The following is a 21,619-nucleotide window of genomic DNA, read 5'->3' as shown; positions in this document are numbered from 1 at the left end:
CCTCTCTGCGGGCCCCGCCGAGTGTCAGTGATCACGACTACCGTCAAGGCCGGACCATCATCCAGGCTTCCGGCAGTGGCGGCTGACGAGGAGCCATAGGATCCGTACGCTGCGGTGTGCCGCAGCGTACGGGTCGTGGGCGGAGCGAGGAGTTCAGCATGCAGCAGGCCAGGTTGCCGTTCGAGGAGCCCGAGCCGGGCTCAGGCGAGCCGGGTGATGCGCTGAACTCGCTCGCCGACGATGAGACCATCGACTACATCACTGGCCGGCCCGTCAAGCTCAAGGGCAACGAGCCGGTGCGGCAGCGCATCGCGCGAGCCCTCTTCCACGAGTACGGCATCTCGGTCGATGACATGGAGGCGGGCTTCCCTATCCCGGTCCAGTCGGACGGTAGTCGCCGGAAGACGAAGAAGGCGGACATCGCCATCTTCGCGCCTGGATCAGAGCACGCCCTTGAGAATCTGCGCAGGGTGGTGATCTGCAAGCCGGAACCGAAGGCCGGCAAGACCGTCACCAAGATCCGCACCTACGAGCAGGCCTCCACGGACCTTCTGGAGCTCGAGACGCTGCTCGGCACAGACGCCACGCCCGAGGCCCAGTACGGCATGTGGACGAACGGGCTCGACTTCTTCTTCCTCTACAAGGAGTCGGGACGGTTCGGCGCCAAGTTCGAGAAGCGGACGAACTGGCCCCCGAGCGAAGAGAGCATCAACAGCGGGACCGTGGCCTCGGTGGCCCGGCTGCGCCGGGGCGAGGCCTCGATGCTCAAGACGGCCTTCCGCCGCTGCCACAATTACATTCACGGCAACGAAGGAATGCCCAAGGACCGTGCGTTCTGGCAGTTTCTCTACCTGCTCTTCACGAAGATGTACGACGAGCGGGTCTGCCGCCAGGAGGGGCGTCAATCCCTGTTCTTCGTTCTTCCAGACGAACCTTTCGACGAAGAAGGCCGCAAGACCATCCGCGGTCGGATCCTCCGTTTGTTCGAGGAAGTGAAGGAGCGCTATCCGCATTTCGACGACAGTGACGTGATCCGCCTGTCGCCTCGCGCCTTGGCGTTCATCGTCGGTGAACTCGCCCCCTATGACCTGTCCGGGACGGACATGGACGTCAAAGGGATCGCCTATCAGGAACTCGTCGGGACGAACCTGCGCGGCGACCGCGGGCAGTACTTCACCCCCAAGGGCGCTGTCGAACTGATGGTCAAAATCCTCGATCCGCCGGACGACAAAAGCGTTCTGGACCCGTCCTGCGGTACCGGCGGTTTCCTTCGGGAAACGCTTCGCCACCAACTCAATCGGTGGCGCGATCACGAGCACACTCTCGGCCTCCCCGACACTGAAGAGCAACTTCTCGAACACCAGAAACGACTGGCCGACTACGCCAGGGAGAAGTTGTTCGGCGCCGACTTCGATGAATCCCTGGTTCGGGCGACCCAGATGAGCATCATGACCTTCACCGGCGAGAGCGGCAACGTCTATTACATGGACTCCCTGCTCTTCCCGCATGGGGGTTATCCAGGCGTGAAAGAGGCTTCCGAACGCATTCCCGTGCCGGGCAGCGTTGATTTCGTGATGACGAACCCTCCGTTCGGAACAGACATCAAGGTGGAGGACCGCGACGTCCTCGATCAGTTCCGTAATGGCATCGCCCGCTCCTGGTCGCGCAATCGGGAGACCAATGAGCTCATTGAAGGACTGAATGACGTCACGGCGGTACCGCCAGAGCATCTCTTTATTCAACGCGCCGTCGAGTGGGTGAGGCCGGGTGGAAAAGTCGGCATCGTTCTCCCTAACGGAACTCTCTCCAATCCTGGCTCTACCCACAGCGCTATCCGGAGATGGATCCTGGACAACTGCTGGGTGCTGGCCAGCATCGAACTTCCCGTCGAGACCTTCATCGTCGATGCCAATGTCAACATCCTCACCAGCCTGCTCTTCTTGAAGAAGAAGACCGAGCGCGAGAAAATGGCGGAGATGCTCAGCGGTCACGAGTCGGACTATCCCGTCTTCATGGCCGTCGCAGAGAAGGTGGGGGTAGATCGACGCGGCAACACCGTCTACAAACGCCACCCGGACGGCGAAGTCATTCTCGAGTCGGTAGAAGAAAAAGAGAGAGTACGAATCGGCGGCAAAGAAGTGGAGCGAAAACTCGTCCGCAAGCAGAAGGTGATCGACAACGACCTCCCGGTGATCGCCGAAGCCTACAAGCGCTTCCGCGACAAGCACAAAGAGCCGGGAGAACCCACGTGATCACAAGGATCGAAGCTTACGGATACCGCTGCTTCCCGCAACTAGGTATCGACCTCGACCGCTACCAGGTCCTAGCCGGAGCCAATGGGGCAGGCAAGTCGACTCTCCTGGACATTCCTCCGTTGATCGGCGACCTGCTGGGGAAGCGCAATGCAGTCTCTGCCTTCCTAGGCCGCCGGAGCCCGAACATGCCGCCACGCGCCGGCAGTCTGCTCGAACTGCTGTACAAGCGGGAAGGTAGCAGCATCGCATTCGCGGTCGAGGCCCAACTTCCTGACGCGATCATCGAAGCCTTTGCCGACCGCTCCTTCTCCATCCTGGTCCAGCATTCTCCAACTCATTTGCGCTACGAGCTGATGCTCGATATCGATTCGAACGAACTGCGCGTCTCCACCGAGCACCTCTTCCTTTTCTCCGAGCACGGCGCATTGCCCTCCAAGGGAGGGTTCCCTCAAGGGGAAAAGGCAGGCCCGGAGCCCGGCGACTGGCAATCAGTAATTCGCCGGACCCACTCAGACCCGACCAAGTTCGTCCCTGAGACGACCACCCAGTCCACGGACATTCCCGCTCTTCGCATTCCTTCGGGGCAACTCGCTCTCGGTGCCGTGCCGGCCGATCCGACCCTGTTCCCGGCGGCTCTTTGGTTCAGCGAACTGCTACGCGAGGGCGTCGTGTTCTTCGAACCGGACTGGGATCAACTGCGGCAACCCGCTCCGCCAGGCGAACGCAGGCAACTTCTGCGCTCAGGCCGCAACGCTCCCTGGCTGGCGCTGGATCTGTCCCAGCAGGACCCCGACAGGTTCTCCCTCTGGATCGATCATGTCCGGACCGCGCTACCGCAGGTTGCGGGCATCGAGGTGATCGAACGCGAAGAAGACCATCACGCCTACTTCTCCGTCGAGTACGAGGGCGGGTACCGGGTCACGTCGTCTGGCCTCTCTGATGGGACATTGCGGATCCTCGCAATGACGCTGCTCCCGTACCTGGACGATGGCGTACTGCCTCGGCTGCTGGTCACAGAGGAGCCGGAGAACGGCGTCCATCCGAGAGCCATAGAGACCATTGTCGACTCCCTGAACTCGCTCTACGAGTCGCAGGTGTGGGTGTCAACTCACTCGCCGATCGTGCTTGCTCACACCGACCTTTCCGATGTCCTGACAGCACGGCTGAACAGGGACGGAAGCGTCTCGGTCATCCCGGGCAAGGAACATCCCAGATTGCGTGACTGGAAGGGTTCTCTGGACATCGGCACCCTGTTCGCGGCGGGAGTCCTGTCATGACCCAGCGGGATCTCGTCTTCCTGGTCGCCGACGGTGCCATGGAACAGATGCTGCGAGGCTTCTTCGGACGCGACCATTTCCACCGCAGCCTCGGTTGCAGGCCGTTCGTCTTCGACCCCCGCGAAGACATCATCGTCGCCCCTACGAAGGACCCAGGGGTCTACGGTACTGCGCGCGAGCTGCTGCGCCCCTTCGAGTCCTTCTACCGGCACGCGGTCGTCATGCTCGACCGGGACTGGGAGGGCAGCCCCGGCTGTGACCGGATCCGCGAAAAGGTGACTAAGGCCCTTTCGGAAGCCTGGGATGAGTTCGCGGTCATCGTGATCGACCCTGAACTCGAAGCCTGGGTCTGGCAGGAAAGCCCGCATGTCGCCGATGCGTTCAGGTGCCCGGCCAACTTTCGAGAGATCCTTGCGAAGAGCAATCACTGGCCCGAGGACCAACTCAAGCCGTCTGACCCGAAAGAAGCGCTCAACTATCTGCGCAAGCGGTACAGGGCCGATCGACAGAACGCCGCCTTCCGCCGCCTGGCCGCAAAGATCTCTGTCCGGCACTGCCAGGACACCGCCTTCAATCACCTGTGCAGCAACCTCCGCACCTGGTTCCCGGAGACCTACCAGTGAAAATCGCTTCCATCGACAACCCCGTTCGGGCGTCCTGGCTTGTCGAACAGGGCCTCCGCCTCGACGCGGACACCTACGTGTCGGACGGCTATCAGACCCGCAAGTTCATTGAGAGTCTACGCAATTTCAGGCCACTCTCAGAGATTACAGAGCGGATTTTCCATCCGGGTATATTTCGTCGTCACTGGACGACCGACCTTGCGTATGGCATTCCTTTTCTAGGGAGTGCGGCCATCTTTCAAGCCGATCTATCAAATTTGCCTCTGATTACAAGCAGATCATTCAACAAAAGGCCTCAACTTCGCCTGGAACCGGGCTGGTCACTCATCACGAGGTCCGGAATGACAGCAGGTAGGGTGACCTATGCTCGGCTAGAGATGGAAGGACTTGCTTGTAGCGAGGACGTTCTTCGTGTCGTAGCAGACGAAGAGGAGATCTCGCCGGGCTACCTGTACACCTTCCTCGCGAGCCGATACGGCCTTGCAATGATCAAAGGTCAGGTGTACGGGACGAGTGTCAAGCATATCGAACCTGAACAGATCGCCGACCTCCCAGTCCTTCGCCTTCCCCAGGAGATCGAATTTACTATTGACGGTCTCATTACCGAAGCCATGCAGTTGCGTCTCAACTTCAATCAGGGGATAGTCGGCGCGACTGACCTTCTCTTCGAGTGTGCGGGATTGTCAGACCTTGCAACGCTACAGTGGCACCGTGAGCGAGATCTGGATTTTTTCATCTCCGGAGCAAACGCTACCAGTCTGCGCGCAATGAACTTCTCCCCTCGAGCACAGCGCATCATTTCACGAATCCAAGAGAGACCGCATAGAACGCTTGCCAAAATCTGCCAGGGTGGCCAATTTGATCGTGGCAGCCGATTCACAAGAGTCGACAGCGATCCAGAGAAGGGCTTTAGACTCTTGGGCCAGCGTCAAGGTTTTTGGCTTCGGCCGGAAGGACGGTGGGTCGCCCTGAAGCCAGCCGAAGAATACATGGTGCGCGCAAAGGACGAATCGATACTGGTTGCTTCACAAGGTACCCTTGGCGAGAATGAGGCATTCTGTCGAGCCATCTTCGTGACAGGGCGATGGCAGCGCAATTACGTCTTCTCAGAGCATTTTCTGCGCATCACTTCCGGTGACCCTGAGATTCCCGGCGCCTACCTGTTCGCCTTCCTCCGTTCCGAGGCCATGTTCCGGGTCCTCCGCTCGATGAGCACCGGCAGCAAGCAGCAGGACATCCATGAAGAGCTCCGCCGGGACATCCCGGTGCCGCTCTGCACCCCAGAGGACCGGCACCGGATCGCGGAGATGGTGCGTCAGGCGTATCGGTGGCGGGACGAGGCCGACATGAAGGAAGATGAGGCACTTGCCCTGCTGGAACAGGCGGTGAGGAAGGCGGCTCGGTAGGCGATGGCCCAGATCATCGGTGGCGGCCCCCCGGTCAACGATGCGGAGCGGGTGACCATCGGTCACTTGGAGAAGCACGCTCCCGATGAATGGCTCGTCTTACACAACATCGAGCTGCCGATTCGGGGCTCCAAGTACGAGATCGACATCGTTGTCATCACCGACCACTCGGTGGTGCTGATCGATGTGAAGGGGACGCACGGCCGCATCGAGGTCGCGGGGCGGCGGTGGTATCCGGAGGGGCGCGCGCCGTTCGGGTCGCCGGTGGCGAAGCTGGTCGGCCTGACCAAGGCGTTCAAGGGGCGGCTGGAGCAGGAACGGCCCGAGCTGAGCCGGGTCTACTTCGACTCCGTCGTGGTCCTCACCGCCGACGACGCCGTGCTGATCGACCCGAACGAGCGCGGCGACGCCGACGCGCTCGACGTCACGTCGCTGGACCAGTTGATCCCGACGCTGCGGGACCTCTCCCGGGTGCGCCACGACATGCTCCGAGACATCAGGCAGCACGGCGACGCCATCGTCCAGGCCCTGCGAGGCGCCGTCCGCTACCCGACCGGGCCTCCGCGGTTCGGGAACTGGGTGGTTCAGGAGGAACTCGGCGGCACCGACGAGGTCACCGAGTACCGTGCCGTGAACGCGACCGTCGCGAGTTCCGAGACGGTCCTGCTGCGGGTGTACCGGGCCGACCCCTTCCAGCCGGAGGACATCCGGAACGCAGAGAAGATCGCGATCGCGAACGCCTACGAGATCCTCGGGAAGCTGGGCCGCAGTCCCTACATCGTGGGGCAGCGCGAGTTCTTCGCGGTCGAGGACGAGAGCCGGTTCGTGCTCGTCCTCGACGATGTCCACGGCGAGGCGCTGCGGCTACGGATGGGAAACCCGCGCCGGCCGCTCAGCATCGACGCCAGACTCAAGCTGCTCGCCGGAGTGCTGCGGGGCCTGGCCCACGCCCACCGGAGCAAGGTGATCCATCGGGCTCTGTCGCCCGCGACGATCCTGGTCACGCAGGGCGGGCGGGCCATGCTGACCGGCTTCGACTACGCGCGGCCGGTCGCGCCGCGCGCCCACACGGTGATCGATCGGCTTTCGGAGGCGCTCGACCCCGTCTATGTCGCGCCGGAGTGCCAGAACCGGCCCCAGGCGATGACCGCCGCATCGGACGTCTACTCCGCGGGAGTGGTCGCTTTCGAGTTGCTGACCGGTGAGCCGCCGTTCGCCTCCAGCGCCGACCAGTACGAGAAGGGCAGCGTCCTGCCTTCGCCGGTGCTGGCGTCCGCCGGAGTGGAAGGGGAACTGGCGGCGCTGCTGCAGCGGCTGTGCGAACGGGCGCCGTCGGCCCGGCCGACGGCCGAGGAGGCGTTGAAGGAACTTCTGCGCATCATCGGCGGCGGTGACGGCGGCCGAGGCGGTACAGGCGGGTCCCGTGGCGGGTCGGCCGGGGGGCAGGGCCCCGATTACCGGAACCTGCCGGAGGGATACCAGCTCACCCAGAAGTACATGGTGCGGCGCAAGCTCGGGTCCGGCTCGTACGGCATCGTCTACCAGGTGTACGACAACCTGGCGGCCGAGGACCGCGCCGTCAAGATCGTGTACAAGGACCGGGAGTCGCCGCCGGAGCGGATCCGGCAGGAGTACCGGATCCTGCTCGCCCTGCCCCCTCACGACAATGTGGTCAAGGTCGAGTACGCCGACTACCTTCCGGACGGCCACCCCTACCTGGCCTTCGAGTACCTGGACGGCAGCAACGTCCAGGAGCTGGTCAAAAAGCGGCAGCTCGGACCCGCCGACGCGCTGAAGTTCGCTGTGGACATCGCGAAGGGGCTGGCCTTCCTCCACCAGCACCAGGTGTACCACTGCGACGTCAAGCCGGGGAACATGATGCTGACCGACAAGGGCGGCAAGCTGCTCGACTTCAATGTCTCGGTCACCGGCGACTCCAGCATGTCCAGGGTGGGCGGCACGACCCGGTACGCACCGCCGGACACACGGTCCGGCTCGGGCGCGCCGAGCGCCGCCGAGCTGATCGACCGGGACGTGTACGGGCTCGGGCTCACCCTGTACCAGCTCATCACCGGGACATGGCCGTTCGATTCACGCCGGGAGCCGATCCTCGGTGAGGAACCGCGGCACCCGGCCGATCTCGGAGTGGGCGAACTGTCCGAAGCGCTGGTAGCGGTGCTGCTGAAGGCGATCAGGCCGCAGCGCAGCAACCGGTTCGCCTCGGCCGCCGAGTACCTGGCGGCGCTGGTGGCGGTCGGGAACGACGTCCACCGCCGCACCGCGGCCCCGGAACCCGCCCCGGTGCCCCCGCGGCCCTCCCCGGTCGGGACGAACCCGTTCGTCGACCATCTGAAGACCCTCTACAGCCAGAGCACGAGCAGCAACGCCGGTACCCGCGGGCGCGACCCGTTCAACCTGTACGTCGCGACGGAACTGGACAACCGGCTGCTGCCGGCCGTGCTGAAGCGCGACTACCGCCTGGTGGTGATCACTGGGAACGCCGGGGACGGCAAGACCGCGTTCCTGGAGTACCTGGTCCAGGAGGCCGAGAAGCGCGGCGGCCGGCCGGGGCCGTCCCGCCCCAACGGTGCCGACGTGCAACTGGTGGACGGGACGTGGCTGCGCACCAACCACGACGGCAGCCAGGACGAGGGCGACAAGGCCAACGACGCGGTGCTGCTCGACTTCTTCGCCCCGTTCGCGGGCGCGACCGTGCCCGGCGGGCAGGACGAGATCCGGCTGATCGCCATCAACGAGGGCCGCCTGGTCGATTTCGTGACCACCCACGAAGACCGGTTCAGCGGCCTGGCGCGGATCGTGCGGGAAGGGCTGTCCGGCGCCTCCGCCGCCGAGGGCGTCGCAGTGGTGAACCTGAACCGCCGCAGCGTGGTGGCCGACGTCCCGCAGCACGGCGACATCGAATCGATCTTCGATCGGATGCTGCGGCGGATGACGCACGAGCGGCTGTGGGAGGCGTGCGGTTCCTGCAAGCTGGCCGACGAGTGCTATGCCCCGCACAACGCCCGGACCTTCGCGCACCCCAGCGCGGGACCACAGGTGACGCGCCGCCTCAAACGGCTCTACACGCTTGCCCACCTGCGGGGGCGGTCGCACGTGACGCTGCGGGATCTGCGGTCGGCGCTGGCGTACATGCTGACGTCCGGACGGAGCTGCGCGGAGATCCAGGATCTCTACGCCGCCGGGGGGCGCGCGGGGGCGGGCGAGCCCCACGGCGGGGACGGCGCGCAGGCGATCCTGGACGGGTTCTACTTCAACAGCTGGGCAGGCGCCCCGGGCACCGGGGACCGCCTGCTCGCACAGCTGCGCGACGTGGACGTGGCGGCCGTTCCGGATCCCGCGCTGGACCGGCGGCTGGACTACACCGGCCCGGACGCGGGGCAGGCCGTGATGACCGTCGACCAGCGCGGCGGCCATGACATGCTCCTGCTGGAGCGGATCTTCGCAGGGCTGCCGCGCAGTCCCGCTCCGTCGCCCGCGCAGGCCGCCGCGCACCGCCGGTACCTGGCCTCGGCCCGCCGCCGCTTCTACTTCGAATGCGTGGACGAGCAGCGGTCCCGGCGACTGCTGCCGTACCGGTCGGCGGACCGGTTCCTGGAGCTGCTGCGGCGGCCCGAGCAGGTCCCCGAGCACCTGGCGGAGATCATCGAGGCGATCAACCGGGGCGAGGGCCTGCCCGATCCGCGCCGGCTCGGCGACCACCTGGCCCTCCAGGTCCGGCACGTCCCCGGCGGGACGATCCGCAGCTACCGGCTGCTGGACGCCGGGGAGTTCGAGCTGTCGGCCCAGGAGGCCGCCCCGTCGCCCTTCCTGGAGCAGCAGCCGGACGGGCTGCTGCTGAGCCACCGCACCGCGGCCGGGCAGACGGCCCGGCTGCCGATCCGGCTGGATCTGTACGAGCTGCTGCACCGGATGCGGGACGGGTACCTGCCGGGCGTCGCCGAATCGCGGGGCCTGTACCTGGCCCTGACCATCTTCAAGAACGAGCTGTCCGCCGCGCCCTACCAGGAGGTGCTGCTGACGACCGGCGGGACGGACCTGCAAAAGATCACCCGCGGAGCCGGGGGGAAGCTGACCATGGCCACTGGGGGCGCCTGATGGCGTTGAGCCGTACCGACAAGGAGTTCCGCCACCCGGGCGTGACGCACGTCGACTACAAGCAGCTCGACATGGACCGCGTGCTCACCGGATTCCTGCCGCGGCTGCTCTACGACGGGGCGCCCAGCAAGCTGACGGGCCGGGGACGGGACCTGACGGTCGACGACTTCGTCGAGACGATGGCCGAGCATCCCGAGCTGTTCGAGGGGTTCGACAAGGAGGTCACCCGCCGCTGGGTGGAGACGCACCTGGTGGACATGGTGAACCGCGGGAAGGCGACGCAGGCGGTGGCGGGGCTGCGCCCCCTGCACGGCTACACCTACCGTTTCCGCAACGGTCGGCGGTCCCGGCCCTACGGGGCCGACGAGCAGCTCTATTCGATGATCAAGCATGCCCCGCCGCGCTACGGGGACACGCTGACGCTGCTGTGGAAGTTCTTCTTCGCCGGGGTCGATCCGGGCACCGGTGTCCCGCTGACCGACGTCCAGGTCGATGTCGAGACCCAGGCGCTGATCAGCCTGTCCGAGGCCGTCAAAGGCGACATCCCCGATCACAAGGGGAGCAGGAATCCCAATCAGCACCCGCCGCTGTACCCGGAGGCGAGCGAACTGCTGGCCGACGACGTCGTCCGCCTGCTGTTCCACCGCGAGCTCATCCCCCGGTCGGTGCTGGTCGACTACCTGAAGATCCTTTTCGCGTTCCACCTGGGTCTCTACCACCTGCAGATCATGAAGATGCTGCCGGAGCTCGTCCGAGGAAGGAGCGCACGTCCGGACGGAGGGTTCTTCCTGGACGTGGCAGGTGTCCCGGGCACCACCGCGGCGGGGCTCGCGGAGCACAGCGCGGCCATCTGGTACGGAAGGATCGCCGACTACATCCCCGCCACGTTCACGGTGAAGCGACTCGACGACTTCGCCGCGTACCTGGTGAGGCGAAGGAGGCTCCGCACACCCCAGGCGGGCCGGTTCTCCGTCGCCGACCTGCTCAGACTCAACGGGCGCGCCCATGCCAAGGACCTGGCGAACTTCGCCGAGTCCCGGCTCGCCGGCGTGCTGGGCGGAACTCGCGGCAGTGGCGAGGACGACGACCTCTCCCCCGAGATCGCGCAGTTGCTCGGCCTCGGCCTCGGGCCCTTCGACACCTATATCGAGGTGATCACGGCCTACCGGAGGGACTTCCACCGCAAGTACATCCGGCAGGCCCTGGACTCGATGCTGCTGAAGGACCGGCCGGGGGCGATGCTGGCGCAGCCGAAGCGGGGCGAGCGGCGGTTCGTCCTGGACGGCAGGCTGCTGGAGGTGCTGCTGCAGATCGCGCTGCTCCGGCCCGGCGGGCGGCACGGGTTCCGCACCGAGCCGCTGCGGGTGGACGAGTTCCTCGCCTTCCTCGCGGACCGCTACGGGCTGTACATCGACCGGCTGCCGCCCGGCGACGGCTTCGGCCGTCCCAGCATCATCGAGCAGCGGGCGCTGCGCGACAACACCCGGGCCTTCACCACCCGGCTGCGGGAGATCGGCTTCTACTCCGACCTCTCGGACGCCTACCTGACCCAGACGATCACTCCGCGGTACGTCATCGACCAGTGAGCCGCAGGTCACGGAGACGCGCCATGGAGGACACGATGAACGGGGGACGACGATGACCACCGGGCTTCGCGAACTGCTGGACGACGACCTGGAGGAGGAACTCGCCCGCGTCCTCGCGCCGCGGCTGTCGTCGCTGATGCAGAACCGGGAACCCGGGCACTGCGCCCGCGTCACCGAGGTGGGGGCGGCGCTGGCGGTCCGGCTGTGCCGCCGGATCCGCCGCGCGGTGAGCAACGGCGCCGCTCCATATGTCCTGAGCGACGCCGTGCCGGCAGGGGGCTCGCCCCGCGGTACGAGTGATGGCACCATCCCCGCCGATGTCGCGATCAGCAGCACCAAGCTCATCGAACTCCGCAACCCCGACGGCGACCGGCAGCGTCCGCCGCTGCTGGTCTTCATCCCGCCGGGCGTCCACGCCAGCGCCGAGGACTCCTTCGATGTGGCGACCTTCGAGGAGGTCACCCTCGGGGACGTGTACGCGGACCTCGCCGATCGGCTGCCGGCCGAGCTGCCCACCGACGTGCGACATGGGACCGAGGAGCTCTTCGGCCTGCTGGACGAGGAGAAATGGCCGCCGGCGGACTCGCTCGCCCGTGCCCGCTACCTGCTGACGGTCCGGCTCAACGACGCCGACCCTGCCGCCGCGGGCGCGGCCGTGTTCGAGCTCGGGCTGGTGCCCGACTTCGAGCTGTTCACCGACATCGCACAGGTCCGGACGCGCGCCGCCCGCAACGTCCGGCAGATGCGGATCCTGCGGGAACCCGTCAAGCCGGAGCGGCAGCGCGTCATCGAACTCGGCCTCACCGATCCCGGTTTCCGTGCCCGGCTGGCGGAGTTCCTCGTCGAGACCGGGCTGGAGGATCCGCGGGCCTGGACACGCCGGATCGTCATCGACCGCGACAAGTGGCGGCTGGCCTTCCAGCACTGGCCGCTCGCCGAGGAGGAGCAGGCCGAGGAGGTGACGATCAAGGTCGGTGAGCTGGCTGGACTCGGGCGTTCGGGCGACGATCCTGCGCACGCCGAACATCCGGTCCTCGGCTCCATCACGGGGCAGCCCTTCCTGGTGGCGGGCAAGCAGGGCGCCACCCAACTGCCCGTGTCCTTCGACGTGGCACCCGATCCGCGCTCGGTTCCGGGGTTGTCGAAGTTCTCGGTCGAGCTCGTCTCCGAAGAGACAGGGCCGACCGGTGTCGCGGTCTCGGCGCGGGTCAGCAAGAACGCCAAGAGCGTGTACAGGGCGACGCTCAAGAAGCTCCGCAGAGCGGAACTCGAGGAAGGCTGGCACTTCGTCCGTGTCCTTCCCCTCGACGATGACGGCATCCCGCTCGCCGTGGCGCGGTCGGAGCGGGACGTTCAGGCTCCCAACGAAAGCGACCGGTTCTTCGTCGTCAGCGACGAGGAGATCGTCGACGACCCCCCGCCGCAACGGTCCAGGAAGCATGTCGGGCTCACGCACGCCCTGCGGGAACTGCAGTTCGGCGCGCTGGCCGAGGGCAGGCAGTGGCAGGACGTCCAGGTCCGGGCCTGCGGCTGGAAGGGTGTGCAGGGAGCCGGTCGGCACACCCTGTCGATCTCCTTCGGCCAGCACGGCAACATCGAGATCCCGCTGCCGCCCGCGCTCACCGAACTGGAGAGGCAGATCCTGGCGGACCCTGACCGTATCGGCGTGTGGCGGCTCCCGTTGCAGCCCGACCGGCCGGGCACGGCGACGCACCAGGAGGCGGCATGGCCGGACTCGGGCGGTGAGGTCCTCGCCCGATTCCGGGAGGCGCGCCGATCGGTCTTCGCCACGGTCAGGCGAGACGACTCGATGGTCGTGGAAGGCCGGGATCTCGGCGAGCTCACCTCCGCGGCGCGCTCCTACGCCGAGTCCTACGGCGCGTTGCTGGCCACCCTGCTGGCCCGCGCCGAACGCGCTGGCGACGGCAACGAGCGCAAGGTGCTGCGCGAGTTGGACGCCCTCCTGCTCATCGACTGCGTACGGGTGGATCTCCTCGACGGCCAAGACTCGCGCGGCGAGCTGACGCTCGTCGCTCCGACCCATCCCCTGCGGCTGCTCTGGCTCACCACCTGGGCCGCGCTCGGCGGGCACTGGCTCGACGAGGGCGCCGACGCGGACGGCCCCGCGCTGTCGGCCGCGCACCGGTCCCTGGATGCCCTGTCCCCCAGCGGCTTCCCCATGGTGGTGCCGCGCAGCGGAGAGCGGCTCGCGCTCTTCGGCGGAAACCTCACCCCGTACTGGGGGGCGTTCCTGCCCACCGACACCGAAGACCCCGGGCGGCTGCTGTCCACACTGTCGACGGCCCTGCACGTACCGGACCAGGCGAGCAGGACCGCGGCGGTGTCAGGACGGGTTCTGGCGGACAGAGTCGAACGCTACGTGCGCCTCCACCCCTATGTCGGGTCCCTGGTCGTCAGCGTCGTCAACCCGGGCCGTGCCGACCACATCGCCGACATGCTCATCGACCTCCAGGGCCGACCCGCGCTGGAGGACCTCACCTACGACATCCGGCTGTTCAGCGACGCGCCTGAGGCCCCCGGCCTCGCCGAGGCGCTCGCACAGCTGCTGCGCGGCGAGTGGAGCACCGCCGTGAACAGCGAGGTCTTCCACACTCCGGCCGCACCAGGGGCGGCGCAGAAACTGGCCGTCTCACTTCGGCCGCTGGACGAGTTCCGCTCCGCGAGCAGCGACCACTTCTCGCACATCACGATGCTGTTCGACGCCTTCGGCGGGGAGCAGTTCGGCACCGCCCCCTCCCAGCCGCGCGGTGCCGCCCCCGTCCACGGGCTGCGTCAGGACATGGACATCGACTATGTCGAGGACGATGACGTGATCGCCTGGCACAAGCGCCCCCGCCATGCCGAGGCGGGGCTCACCCGGGCGATCCCCGGCTCCGAAGAGCTCTCGGACCTGCTCACGGCCCTTCCCCGCACCATCTCCGCGGCGGCGGCCGCCGTCTCCACGGGCCAGGTGGGCACCGAACTCGTTCCGCAGATCACGCTCACGCTCAATGTCGCCGACGGCACCCTGCTGCATCAGGCGCACAGGTCCAGCGACTGGGTCGTCACGGTCGACCGGACCCTCGGCGTCGAGTACTTCGACAGCCCCGGCAGCGCGCGGCGGCCCGACTATGTGATCGACTTCGACGCCGACGGCGGCACCGGGATCGGCCACCACACCGTCATCAGCTCGCGTTCGCTGGAGGAACTGCGCTTCCTGCTCGAACCCGCGCTGGCCCAGCACGGGTTCGCCATCCCGGCGCGGCACACCGGCACGTTCTTCGATCAGCTGCGGCTGCTGTCCGGGCGGCTCGCGTTCAAGCTCGCCTCGGCGACGCCCACGCAGCGCTCCGAGGTCGTCGGTCTGGCGCTGGCCCGGCTGTTCCTCGACTATCAGGGCGCCCTCGCCGATCAGATCCTCGTGCCGCTCGACGCTCACATCGACCTCTACCGGGAGGCGCGGGCCCGCGCCGACGAGGTCGGCGAGACCATCAGCCTGCAGCGAACCGACCTGGCCCTGTTCGGCCTCGACGCCCGCAGGCGGACGGTCACCTGCCGGCTGATCGAGGTCAAGAACCGCGCCTCCATTCCCGACCTGACCGCCTACCAGCAGCTCAAGGACGAGATCACCGCCCAGCTGGACCGCAGCGCCGCCATCATCGCGGGCCACTTCTCCCCCTCCGCAACCGCCGACAGGCCGGATCGTGCGGTGAAGAACGCGCAGCTCGCGGATTTCCTCCGTCCCTATCTGGAGCGCGCCGTGCGGTATCGGACGATCCGCTCCGCCGCGGCCGACGAGGCGCGCTGGCTCCTGGAACGGCTCGACTCCTACCGCCTCGAGTTCACGCGCACCGGACTCATCTTCGAACTGAACGGCTCCGGCATCGCCACCGAACCTGACGGAGACGTCGAGTTCCTGCGCATCGGCGGGGACCTCGCTCAAGAACTCCTCGACGCCATCCCCACCGACGCGGCCTTCAGCCTGGACGAGACGTCGGACTCGCTCGCCAGGATCGACTTGAACCTGCCGAGGCTGGAGCCGGCGGCTTTCCGGGCGCCGGCCAGGCCACATGAACTTCCGCTCGCCGAGCCCCTCACCGATCCCGCCCCGGACGAGCCGCGCGCCGTTGACTCTCCGGCAGAACGGCCCGACGGGGCCTCTGTGCCATCGAACGAGCCCCCCAAGCCCGTCGCGGCCCTCCTCCCCGCTCTCCCGGAGCACGGCTCGAGGCCCGCGGCCCGCCAACCGTCCCAGGAACCCCCCGCCGTCGCAGCCGCCCCCGACATCTATCTGGGAGCGGATTCGGCCTCGCCGCAGTACGGGGTGCTCGGGCAGACGGCCGGCCGCTCGGTCGCCCTCGATCTCAACGAGACGCACACGATCAGTCTCTTCGGCGTGCAGGGCGGCGGTAAGAGCTACACGCTCGGCTCCATCGTCGAAGCCGCGTCCCTGCCCGCCCCGCCGGTCAACTCACTGCCCAACCCGCTCGCCACGATCGTTTTCCACTACAGCCAGACACTGGACTACGCGCCTGAATTCACGAGCATGGTCAAGCCGAACGACAGCGACGACCAGATCCGGGCACTGAGGGAGACCTACGGAGTCGAGCCCCGGGGGCTGGACGACGTGGTGATGCTGGTCCCCGAAGACCAGTTGGAGCAGCGCGTCGCGGAGTACCCGGAGGTCCGTGTCCTTCCGCTGAAGTTCGGCTCCGCGGAGCTGCGCGCGGAGCACTGGCGGTTCCTCATGGGGGCCGTCGGCAACCAGTCCACCTACATCCGGCAGCTTCAACGGATCATGAGGGCTCATCGGCGCGACCTCCGTCTGGACGTCATCCGTGACGGGGTCGACCAGTCGACGTTGCCGGACCACCTGAAGCAGCTCGCGCAGCAGCGCCTCGACCTCGCCTCCGACTACATCGACGACGGCGCCCGTATCAAGGAACTCGTCCGGCCAGGACGAATGATCATCGTTGACCTCCGTGACGAGTTCGTTGAAAAGGACGATGCGCTAGGGCTCTTCGTCGTCCTCATGCAGCTGTTCGCCGAGGCGCAGAACAGCGACCGGCGGTTCAACAAGCTCGTCGTCTTCGACGAGGCGCACAAGTACATCGACAGCCCCGACCTGGTCGACGAGCTCGTGGCAAGCGTCCGCGAGATGCGGCACAAGGGCATGAGCGTGCTCGTGGCGAGCCAGGATCCGCCCTCCGTCCCGGTCAAGCTGATCGAACTGTCCAATCACGTGATCCTGCACAAGTTCACGTCGCCGGCCTGGCTCAAGCACATGCAGAAGGCGATCACAGCATTGAACGGACTGACACCGTCGAAGCTCGCGTCACTCTCCCCGGGGGAGGCCTACATCTGGTCGAGCAAGACGACCGACGCCGCGTTCAACCGAGGAGCTGTCAAGGTCCGGTTGCGCCCTCGGATCACCCGCCACGGAGGCGCCACGAGAACCGCCACCGGATGAGCGCCCGAGCAACGGCGACGCAACCAGGAGGTCATATAGATCCAGTGATCTTGAAGGCCGCCCAGAAGAACGGGTCGCCCTTCGCCTGTCGAGTGAGGTGCTCACGCCAATCATCAAGCACTCCATCGAATGTTTCATCGAGCAGCATTTCCGCCGACTGCGTACGCCACTCCTGCCGAGTGGTCGATTGCCACTGACCATGTCGCAGATAGGAGATAGCAGCGCGATAGGAGTCCCCGACAGACGCCCCCTCGGCAAGATTGGCGTGGAGCAGAACCGAAAACACGGCTGCATGTAGATTGGTGATCTCCCACAACGTGCTGATGACCGCCTTAGCTCCCCGCGCTAGGAAAGCCGACTCGACACCGCGGAGAGTCTGCACTATACGAGCGGTGGAGACATGAGTGCCCGTTCTGCAGGCATTAAGGACTACGAGGTCAGCACTGGAGAGGTCCGCCTCCGCAAGAATCCTGCTGGTTGTCAAAGTGGAAGCACCGCGGGTATTCCCACTCAATTCGACGCCGGATGCCCATCGGTTCGAATGGGTGAATCCGTGAGAGGTGATGTGGACGATACGAGCTCCCGTGATGGCACAAAGAACCGAACCTGGAGTAGCCGCTTCTTCGGTAAGAAGAGTTGCTCCTTCGTGGATTCCGGCGACCATTTCAGCTTCGAAAACGGCACTACGACCATGACCTATAACGACTGCGGGGCAAGTCGCTGGCCGCCGCACAGTTTGCGTGACCGCCCGCAACATGTGAGCCGTGGGAATGTAGGCGACGTCCGTCAACACGTCACCCAGAAAGACCGCACGGTCGTCCTCGAGGGGAACCGCATGCAGCGGGAGCAGGTCCAAAGGGGTTGTGGGACTCAGGAACACCTTAGTGATCCCGTGTCGCTCCAACGCCTCCGCAAGGAGGCGGATGAGTCCCTCGAAGGCGGTTATGAGCATGCCAAAATAGCGATACCATTCCTGCCCGACTCGGGCATGTGGTAGGCGCGACCATGCATCGACTGCACGAGTGAGCCGCTCGACCGAGACATCACTGTAGGGCAACAACTCAAAATGCGGCTGGCCGCCAACTACTCGGCCGATCACTGCTGAGAGCCGGTCGTTCAGCACAAACAGATGCACGAACGCATCGTGATCGCTTGGTAGGGAACGGGCTAAATCCTCCGCATGGCGGCTGGTTCGAACGTCTGAGCGGGGATCTGCTCGGGCGACCTCCAGGGCCCGTTGCCTGCTCTCGACGGCCGCCGCAACGCCCTCGCGCAGAGATGAGTCAGGCAGGCCATCCAGCACGGCTGTGGCAAGTTGGCTCCTCGCACGCGCAAGCTCTCGGGCGGCCTCTCGGAACTCGTCCCATACCGGATGCGCATTGTGTTCCAGCGGTAGGATGAACTCATCACGCAGATCCTCGCCTTTGGCGGTCTCGTTGCCGCGAAAAGCGCTCTTTGCCTGCTGATCGAGCCCTTCGGTCCCGCGGCGCCACAAAATCGACTGTAGGTTGTCCCCTACCAGGGTCCGCAGCGCAGTTGTGGCCACGCCCCCAAGCTCGGCACATGCATCCGGTGGAAGGGTGAGAACCTTGGCGCCGATTAGTCTCGGCTCACCCTCGTCTGTCAGCCGGACCGCAGTGAGTCGGACTCTGCCGACCGCCGAAAGGTGCAGCAACTGCCAAGCCCCGTTAACAATATCCAGTGAATAGATAAAAGGTACTCTGGCGGCCGGTCCCGGGTCGCCGGGAGCAAGAGGCAGTATCAACCAAAGCACGACCTCGTCATCTTTGATTTCATGTCCGACTTTGCACGCGGCACCCTCGATTGACAGCATTCGAATGGACGCCTCGTGCGCAGGCGTTTCTGCAGTGGCGAGCCATAGCGGATGTGGTCCAACATTCGTGCGGGACGTACGCCCACCACCGGCGACGACTTCATCATGTATCCACTGAGGAACATCACCGCCTGAGCAAAACTCAATCGCAGGAGGCAGGGAATCGTCATTCAGAAGCCACTGCTCATATATACCTTGGGCAGCCACCAGGCAGCGATAACGATACAGTTCGTCAGGCTCGACGCCGCGTATCAGTCTGACTTCGTACCCGGTCAGGCTGTGCACCAGCGAGGACATCTGCCTGTCGAAACACTCGAGGTCTTGAGTTATCGCCTGGCGTTTTGACTGCGGGATACCACGGAGAAGCGGCAGCGCCTGTTGCAGCACACGCCAGTGCCTAAATCGGCGGGCGACCTCCGCGAGATCCGGACGTTTCACCAACTCCGGGTGGGTCTCAAGAGCCTTCTCATGGCGGTCCAAGTTTATATAATAAGTCTCGACGAGTTCGCGAAGTACTTGCGCCGTTGGTCCGCACGGAGAGTCCCTAAGGAGGTCTGGAGGCATGTACATAAAAGGATTAGAGGAGTTGCGGATCAACGATTTGATAAAGTCTTCACTGATTCCCCATACCTCTATTAGCTCAGCGGCGACGTCGTCTTTGCTAATTTCTTGTTTGCGACCACCTATCCACAACTCGAGCAGGACCGTAAATAGCCCCGCGACATCCCACCAGCGGGCCCACGGTGCCCCTTCTCTTCGCAGAATCCGAACCACCGGGAGGACGAGGCCGGACACGGCCCTCTCGATCGGTACATCGGCGAGCAACCCGACCGTTCGAAGGTCTTCCGCGATGACCGTAGGCGGCCAAGCGCGGGTGTCACCCTCAGCGATCTTGCTAAGCGCCAGCGCCCTGACCAGAGGATCCGTCTGCACGTGTGGCGCGAGCAGCTCTGGTTCGACCTCATGCCCCCAGCGTTCACAGACGTAGGTCACTAGACGATGAATCCAAGCGTCGCGAGCTTGCTGAAGATCCTCGATCATGTCCACCTTCATCCGTCTTCCATTTGTGAAATCTCGCTAGCGACAGCCTACGCGCCCGAAGTGGCCTACACTGGGTCAACCTGCGAGTAACCTCCGATGAGAAGGCAGTAGGCTGCAGCCCCCTACCACGGTCACCCAGCTCACCATCGTGCTGCTGCTGATCCTGCCCGGTGTGGCATATCAGTTCGTTCGCGAACGTTCACGAGGCCCCCTTCCCGTGCACAAGGATCTTGGTGAACGAATTCTTCGTGCATTGGCGGCGAGCGCGATTATCAATGCCGCATATGTCATCATCGGCGGCGATTTGATAGTGCATCTTGTATACGACGACAAGAAGGGGTGGCTGAGTGGAAGCGCGTCGAACTATCGGCTCATAGCAATCACGGCTATCGCACTTCTCATCGTGGTACCGACTATGGCCGCCTGGGGCGTATCACTTTGGAGCGGGCGCAAGAGAGCCGCAGCCTATGACGCTACGCCGACAGCGTGGGATGATGCCTTCAAGAATCGTGGGCCTTGTTTTGTCCGAGTCCGGCTCAAGAGCGGTCGATGGATAGGCGGTTGGTACGGGAGGCACTCATACGCTTCCGGATATCCGCAACCAGCTGATTTGTACTTGCAGACCGCATGGGAGGTCTCACCAATGGGGTACTTCATCAGGCCTCTCGAACAGAGCAGCGGCATCTACATTCGCATGGAGGAAGTAGAGTGCCTAGACTTTATAGAGAGTACCCGTGAGGAAGGAGACGACGGTGAGTCAGGACCGCCGCCCGTTCGAACCTGATGAGAAGAAGGGTTACCGCCCTATCGGAGACGCCCCAGAACCCACACAGCCTCCGCCCACACGGCCTCCCATTTCAGACCCTCAAGATGACACGGACGATGAGTAATAGTTTAACCGTTCCTGGCAGACCAGGCGACCATACCGAGAGCGCAGATTAATGACATCGCCATGACGTAAAGCTCATACGAGGCGGCAGTACGGGGCCTGCTTCCAAAATGTCCTCGGAGCGGCCCACTGCAATGAGGGGCAGACACGTCCTCCTCACCATCAGCGGCGAGGAGGACGAGGTCGTCCGCGCCGCCGCCGAGCACGCCGCCTCGGTGCACGGGCACGACGACACCCCGGAACTCCGCGAGGAGATCCACACCCAGCTCAAGAACGAGCGCGCGCCGGTCGGCGGCTGAGCCGGACGTCATGCGGGACGAGTCGCTGTGAACAGGTAGTTCATGGGGAAGCCGAGGGTGTCGCGGGGCAGGGGCGGCCAGGGCCAGCGGCCGAAGGAGGCGCCGTCCTCGCCCGGCAGGCGCACCTCGGAGGCCGGCCAGCCGCAGGAGTCCAGGAACTCCTCCGGCCGGTCGGTGCCCCACAGCCAAGGGCAGCCGTCCGCGCGCAGGCGCGCCAGGCCCTCCTTGGTGAACTCGCTGATCATCGACTGGTGGGCGATCAGGTCGCCGGCCAGCACGCTGCCGGGGGCCGACAGGGACGCCAGGCGCTCCAGGAGCGTCCGGGCGTCCCGTTCGGCGAGGTAGAACAGCAGGCCCTCGACGATCCACAGGGTGGGGACGGACGGGTCCCAGCCGGCGGCGCGGAGCCGCTCGTCCCAGGGCCCGGTCAGGTCGGCGCCGACGGCGTGCCGTTCGCAGCGGTGGCGGGCGCCGAGTTCGGCGAGCCGCTTCTCCTTCCATTCCACGAGGTCGGCGTGGTCCAGCTCGTACAGGACGGTCCCGTCCGGCCAGTGCAGCCGGACCGAGCGGGTGTCCAGGCCGGCCGCGACCAGGACGACCTGCGGCCGCGCGGACCGGGCGACCACCTCGTCCAGCCAGCGGGTGCGGATGGCGAGGAACTCGGTCGTGCCGGGGTTGTCGTAGCGCTCCCAGCGGGCGAAGCCCTCAGGGCCGGCGAGCGCCTCGGCAAGCCCGTCGGCGAACAGGGCGTCGGCGCGGCGGGTCTCCACCGCGCGGGCGGCGGCCGTCCAGCGGGCCGTCGCGGAAACGCCTTCCATGGTCG

General features: G+C 65.6%; 11 protein-coding genes. 9 read left to right on the top strand and 2 right to left on the bottom strand.

Annotated features, from left to right (window positions below; all coding sequences use genetic code 11):
- Positions 1-158 precede the first annotated feature (158 nt).
- From K4S16_RS35565 to K4S16_RS35535, 7 genes are read left to right on the top strand one after another with little or no spacing between them, the layout of a single operon-like run.
- Positions 159-2,252 (top strand): N-6 DNA methylase, encoded by a 2,094-nt coding sequence (locus tag K4S16_RS35565; RefSeq protein ID WP_149263460.1) that lies wholly within the window; start codon positions 159-161, stop codon positions 2,250-2,252.
- Complete coding sequence (locus K4S16_RS35560; RefSeq protein ID WP_149263459.1) at positions 2,249-3,532, top strand: AAA family ATPase; 1,284 nt, start codon at positions 2,249-2,251, stop codon at positions 3,530-3,532. Before K4S16_RS35565 ends, K4S16_RS35560 begins: the two co-directional genes overlap by 4 nt.
- Complete coding sequence (locus K4S16_RS35555; protein ID WP_149263458.1) at positions 3,529-4,155, top strand: hypothetical protein; 627 nt, start codon at positions 3,529-3,531, stop codon at positions 4,153-4,155. Before K4S16_RS35560 ends, K4S16_RS35555 begins: the two co-directional genes overlap by 4 nt.
- Positions 4,152-5,561, top strand: coding sequence for a restriction endonuclease subunit S (locus K4S16_RS35550; RefSeq protein ID WP_149263457.1), 1,410 nt, complete (start codon positions 4,152-4,154; stop codon positions 5,559-5,561). Before K4S16_RS35555 ends, K4S16_RS35550 begins: the two co-directional genes overlap by 4 nt.
- A 3-nt stretch (positions 5,562-5,564) precedes the next feature.
- A complete protein-coding gene (locus K4S16_RS35545; RefSeq protein ID WP_149263456.1) occupies positions 5,565-9,677 on the top strand; it encodes a serine/threonine protein kinase in 4,113 nt (1,370 codons plus the stop codon).
- Complete coding sequence (locus K4S16_RS35540) at positions 9,677-11,263, top strand: hypothetical protein (RefSeq protein WP_149263455.1); 1,587 nt, start codon at positions 9,677-9,679, stop codon at positions 11,261-11,263. Before K4S16_RS35545 ends, K4S16_RS35540 begins: the two co-directional genes overlap by 1 nt.
- Before the next feature lie 52 nt (positions 11,264-11,315).
- Positions 11,316-16,733: an ATP-binding protein gene (locus K4S16_RS35535; RefSeq protein ID WP_149263454.1), complete on the top strand. Its 5,418-nt coding sequence runs from the start codon at positions 11,316-11,318 to the stop codon at positions 16,731-16,733.
- A 31-nt stretch (positions 16,734-16,764) separates the two neighbouring features.
- On the opposite strand, the gene K4S16_RS35530 is transcribed toward K4S16_RS35535, so the two are convergent.
- Positions 16,765-19,620 carry a CHAT domain-containing protein gene (locus K4S16_RS35530; protein WP_149263453.1) on the bottom strand — a complete coding sequence of 952 codons (2,856 nt, stop codon included), beginning with the start codon at positions 19,618-19,620 and terminating at the stop codon, positions 16,765-16,767.
- Between the two features lie 100 nt (positions 19,621-19,720).
- On the opposite strand from K4S16_RS35530, the gene K4S16_RS35525 reads away from it, so the two are divergent.
- Positions 19,721-20,392 (top strand): DUF6338 family protein, encoded by a 672-nt coding sequence (locus K4S16_RS35525; protein ID WP_149263452.1) that lies wholly within the window; start codon positions 19,721-19,723, stop codon positions 20,390-20,392.
- Between the two features lie 239 nt (positions 20,393-20,631).
- Positions 20,632-20,796: a DUF1059 domain-containing protein gene (locus tag K4S16_RS35520; RefSeq protein ID WP_235037278.1), complete on the top strand. Its 165-nt coding sequence runs from the start codon at positions 20,632-20,634 to the stop codon at positions 20,794-20,796.
- 8 nt (positions 20,797-20,804) lie between these two features.
- On the opposite strand, the gene K4S16_RS35515 is transcribed toward K4S16_RS35520, so the two are convergent.
- Positions 20,805-21,614 carry an SAM-dependent methyltransferase gene (locus tag K4S16_RS35515; RefSeq protein WP_149263450.1) on the bottom strand — a complete coding sequence of 270 codons (810 nt, stop codon included), beginning with the start codon at positions 21,612-21,614 and terminating at the stop codon, positions 20,805-20,807.
- Positions 21,615-21,619 lie beyond the last annotated feature (5 nt).

The organism is Actinomadura sp. K4S16, assembly GCF_008327685.1.
Taxonomy (GTDB): Bacteria; Actinomycetota; Actinomycetes; order Streptosporangiales; family Streptosporangiaceae; genus Spirillospora.
The sequence above is the reverse complement of the archived record's forward strand: the minus strand, read 5'-3'. Positions and strand labels throughout refer to the sequence as shown.

What these genes read in the sequence shown, in the direction of transcription:
- K4S16_RS35520 (WP_235037278.1), top strand. Translation starts at nt 20,632, where the DNA reads ATGAGGGGCAGACACGTCCTCCTCACCATCAGCGGCGAGGAGGACGAG.
- K4S16_RS35535 (WP_149263454.1), top strand. Translation starts at nt 11,316, where the DNA reads ATGACCACCGGGCTTCGCGAACTGCTGGACGACGACCTGGAGGAGGAA.
- K4S16_RS35530 (WP_149263453.1), bottom strand. Translation starts at nt 19,620, where the DNA reads ATGAAGGTGGACATGATCGAGGATCTTCAGCAAGCTCGCGACGCTTGG.
- K4S16_RS35515 (WP_149263450.1), bottom strand. Translation starts at nt 21,614, where the DNA reads ATGGAAGGCGTTTCCGCGACGGCCCGCTGGACGGCCGCCGCCCGCGCG.
- K4S16_RS35540 (WP_149263455.1), top strand. Translation starts at nt 9,677, where the DNA reads ATGGCGTTGAGCCGTACCGACAAGGAGTTCCGCCACCCGGGCGTGACG.
- K4S16_RS35555 (WP_149263458.1), top strand. Translation starts at nt 3,529, where the DNA reads ATGACCCAGCGGGATCTCGTCTTCCTGGTCGCCGACGGTGCCATGGAA.
- K4S16_RS35565 (WP_149263460.1), top strand. Translation starts at nt 159, where the DNA reads ATGCAGCAGGCCAGGTTGCCGTTCGAGGAGCCCGAGCCGGGCTCAGGC.
- K4S16_RS35545 (WP_149263456.1), top strand. Translation starts at nt 5,565, where the DNA reads ATGGCCCAGATCATCGGTGGCGGCCCCCCGGTCAACGATGCGGAGCGG.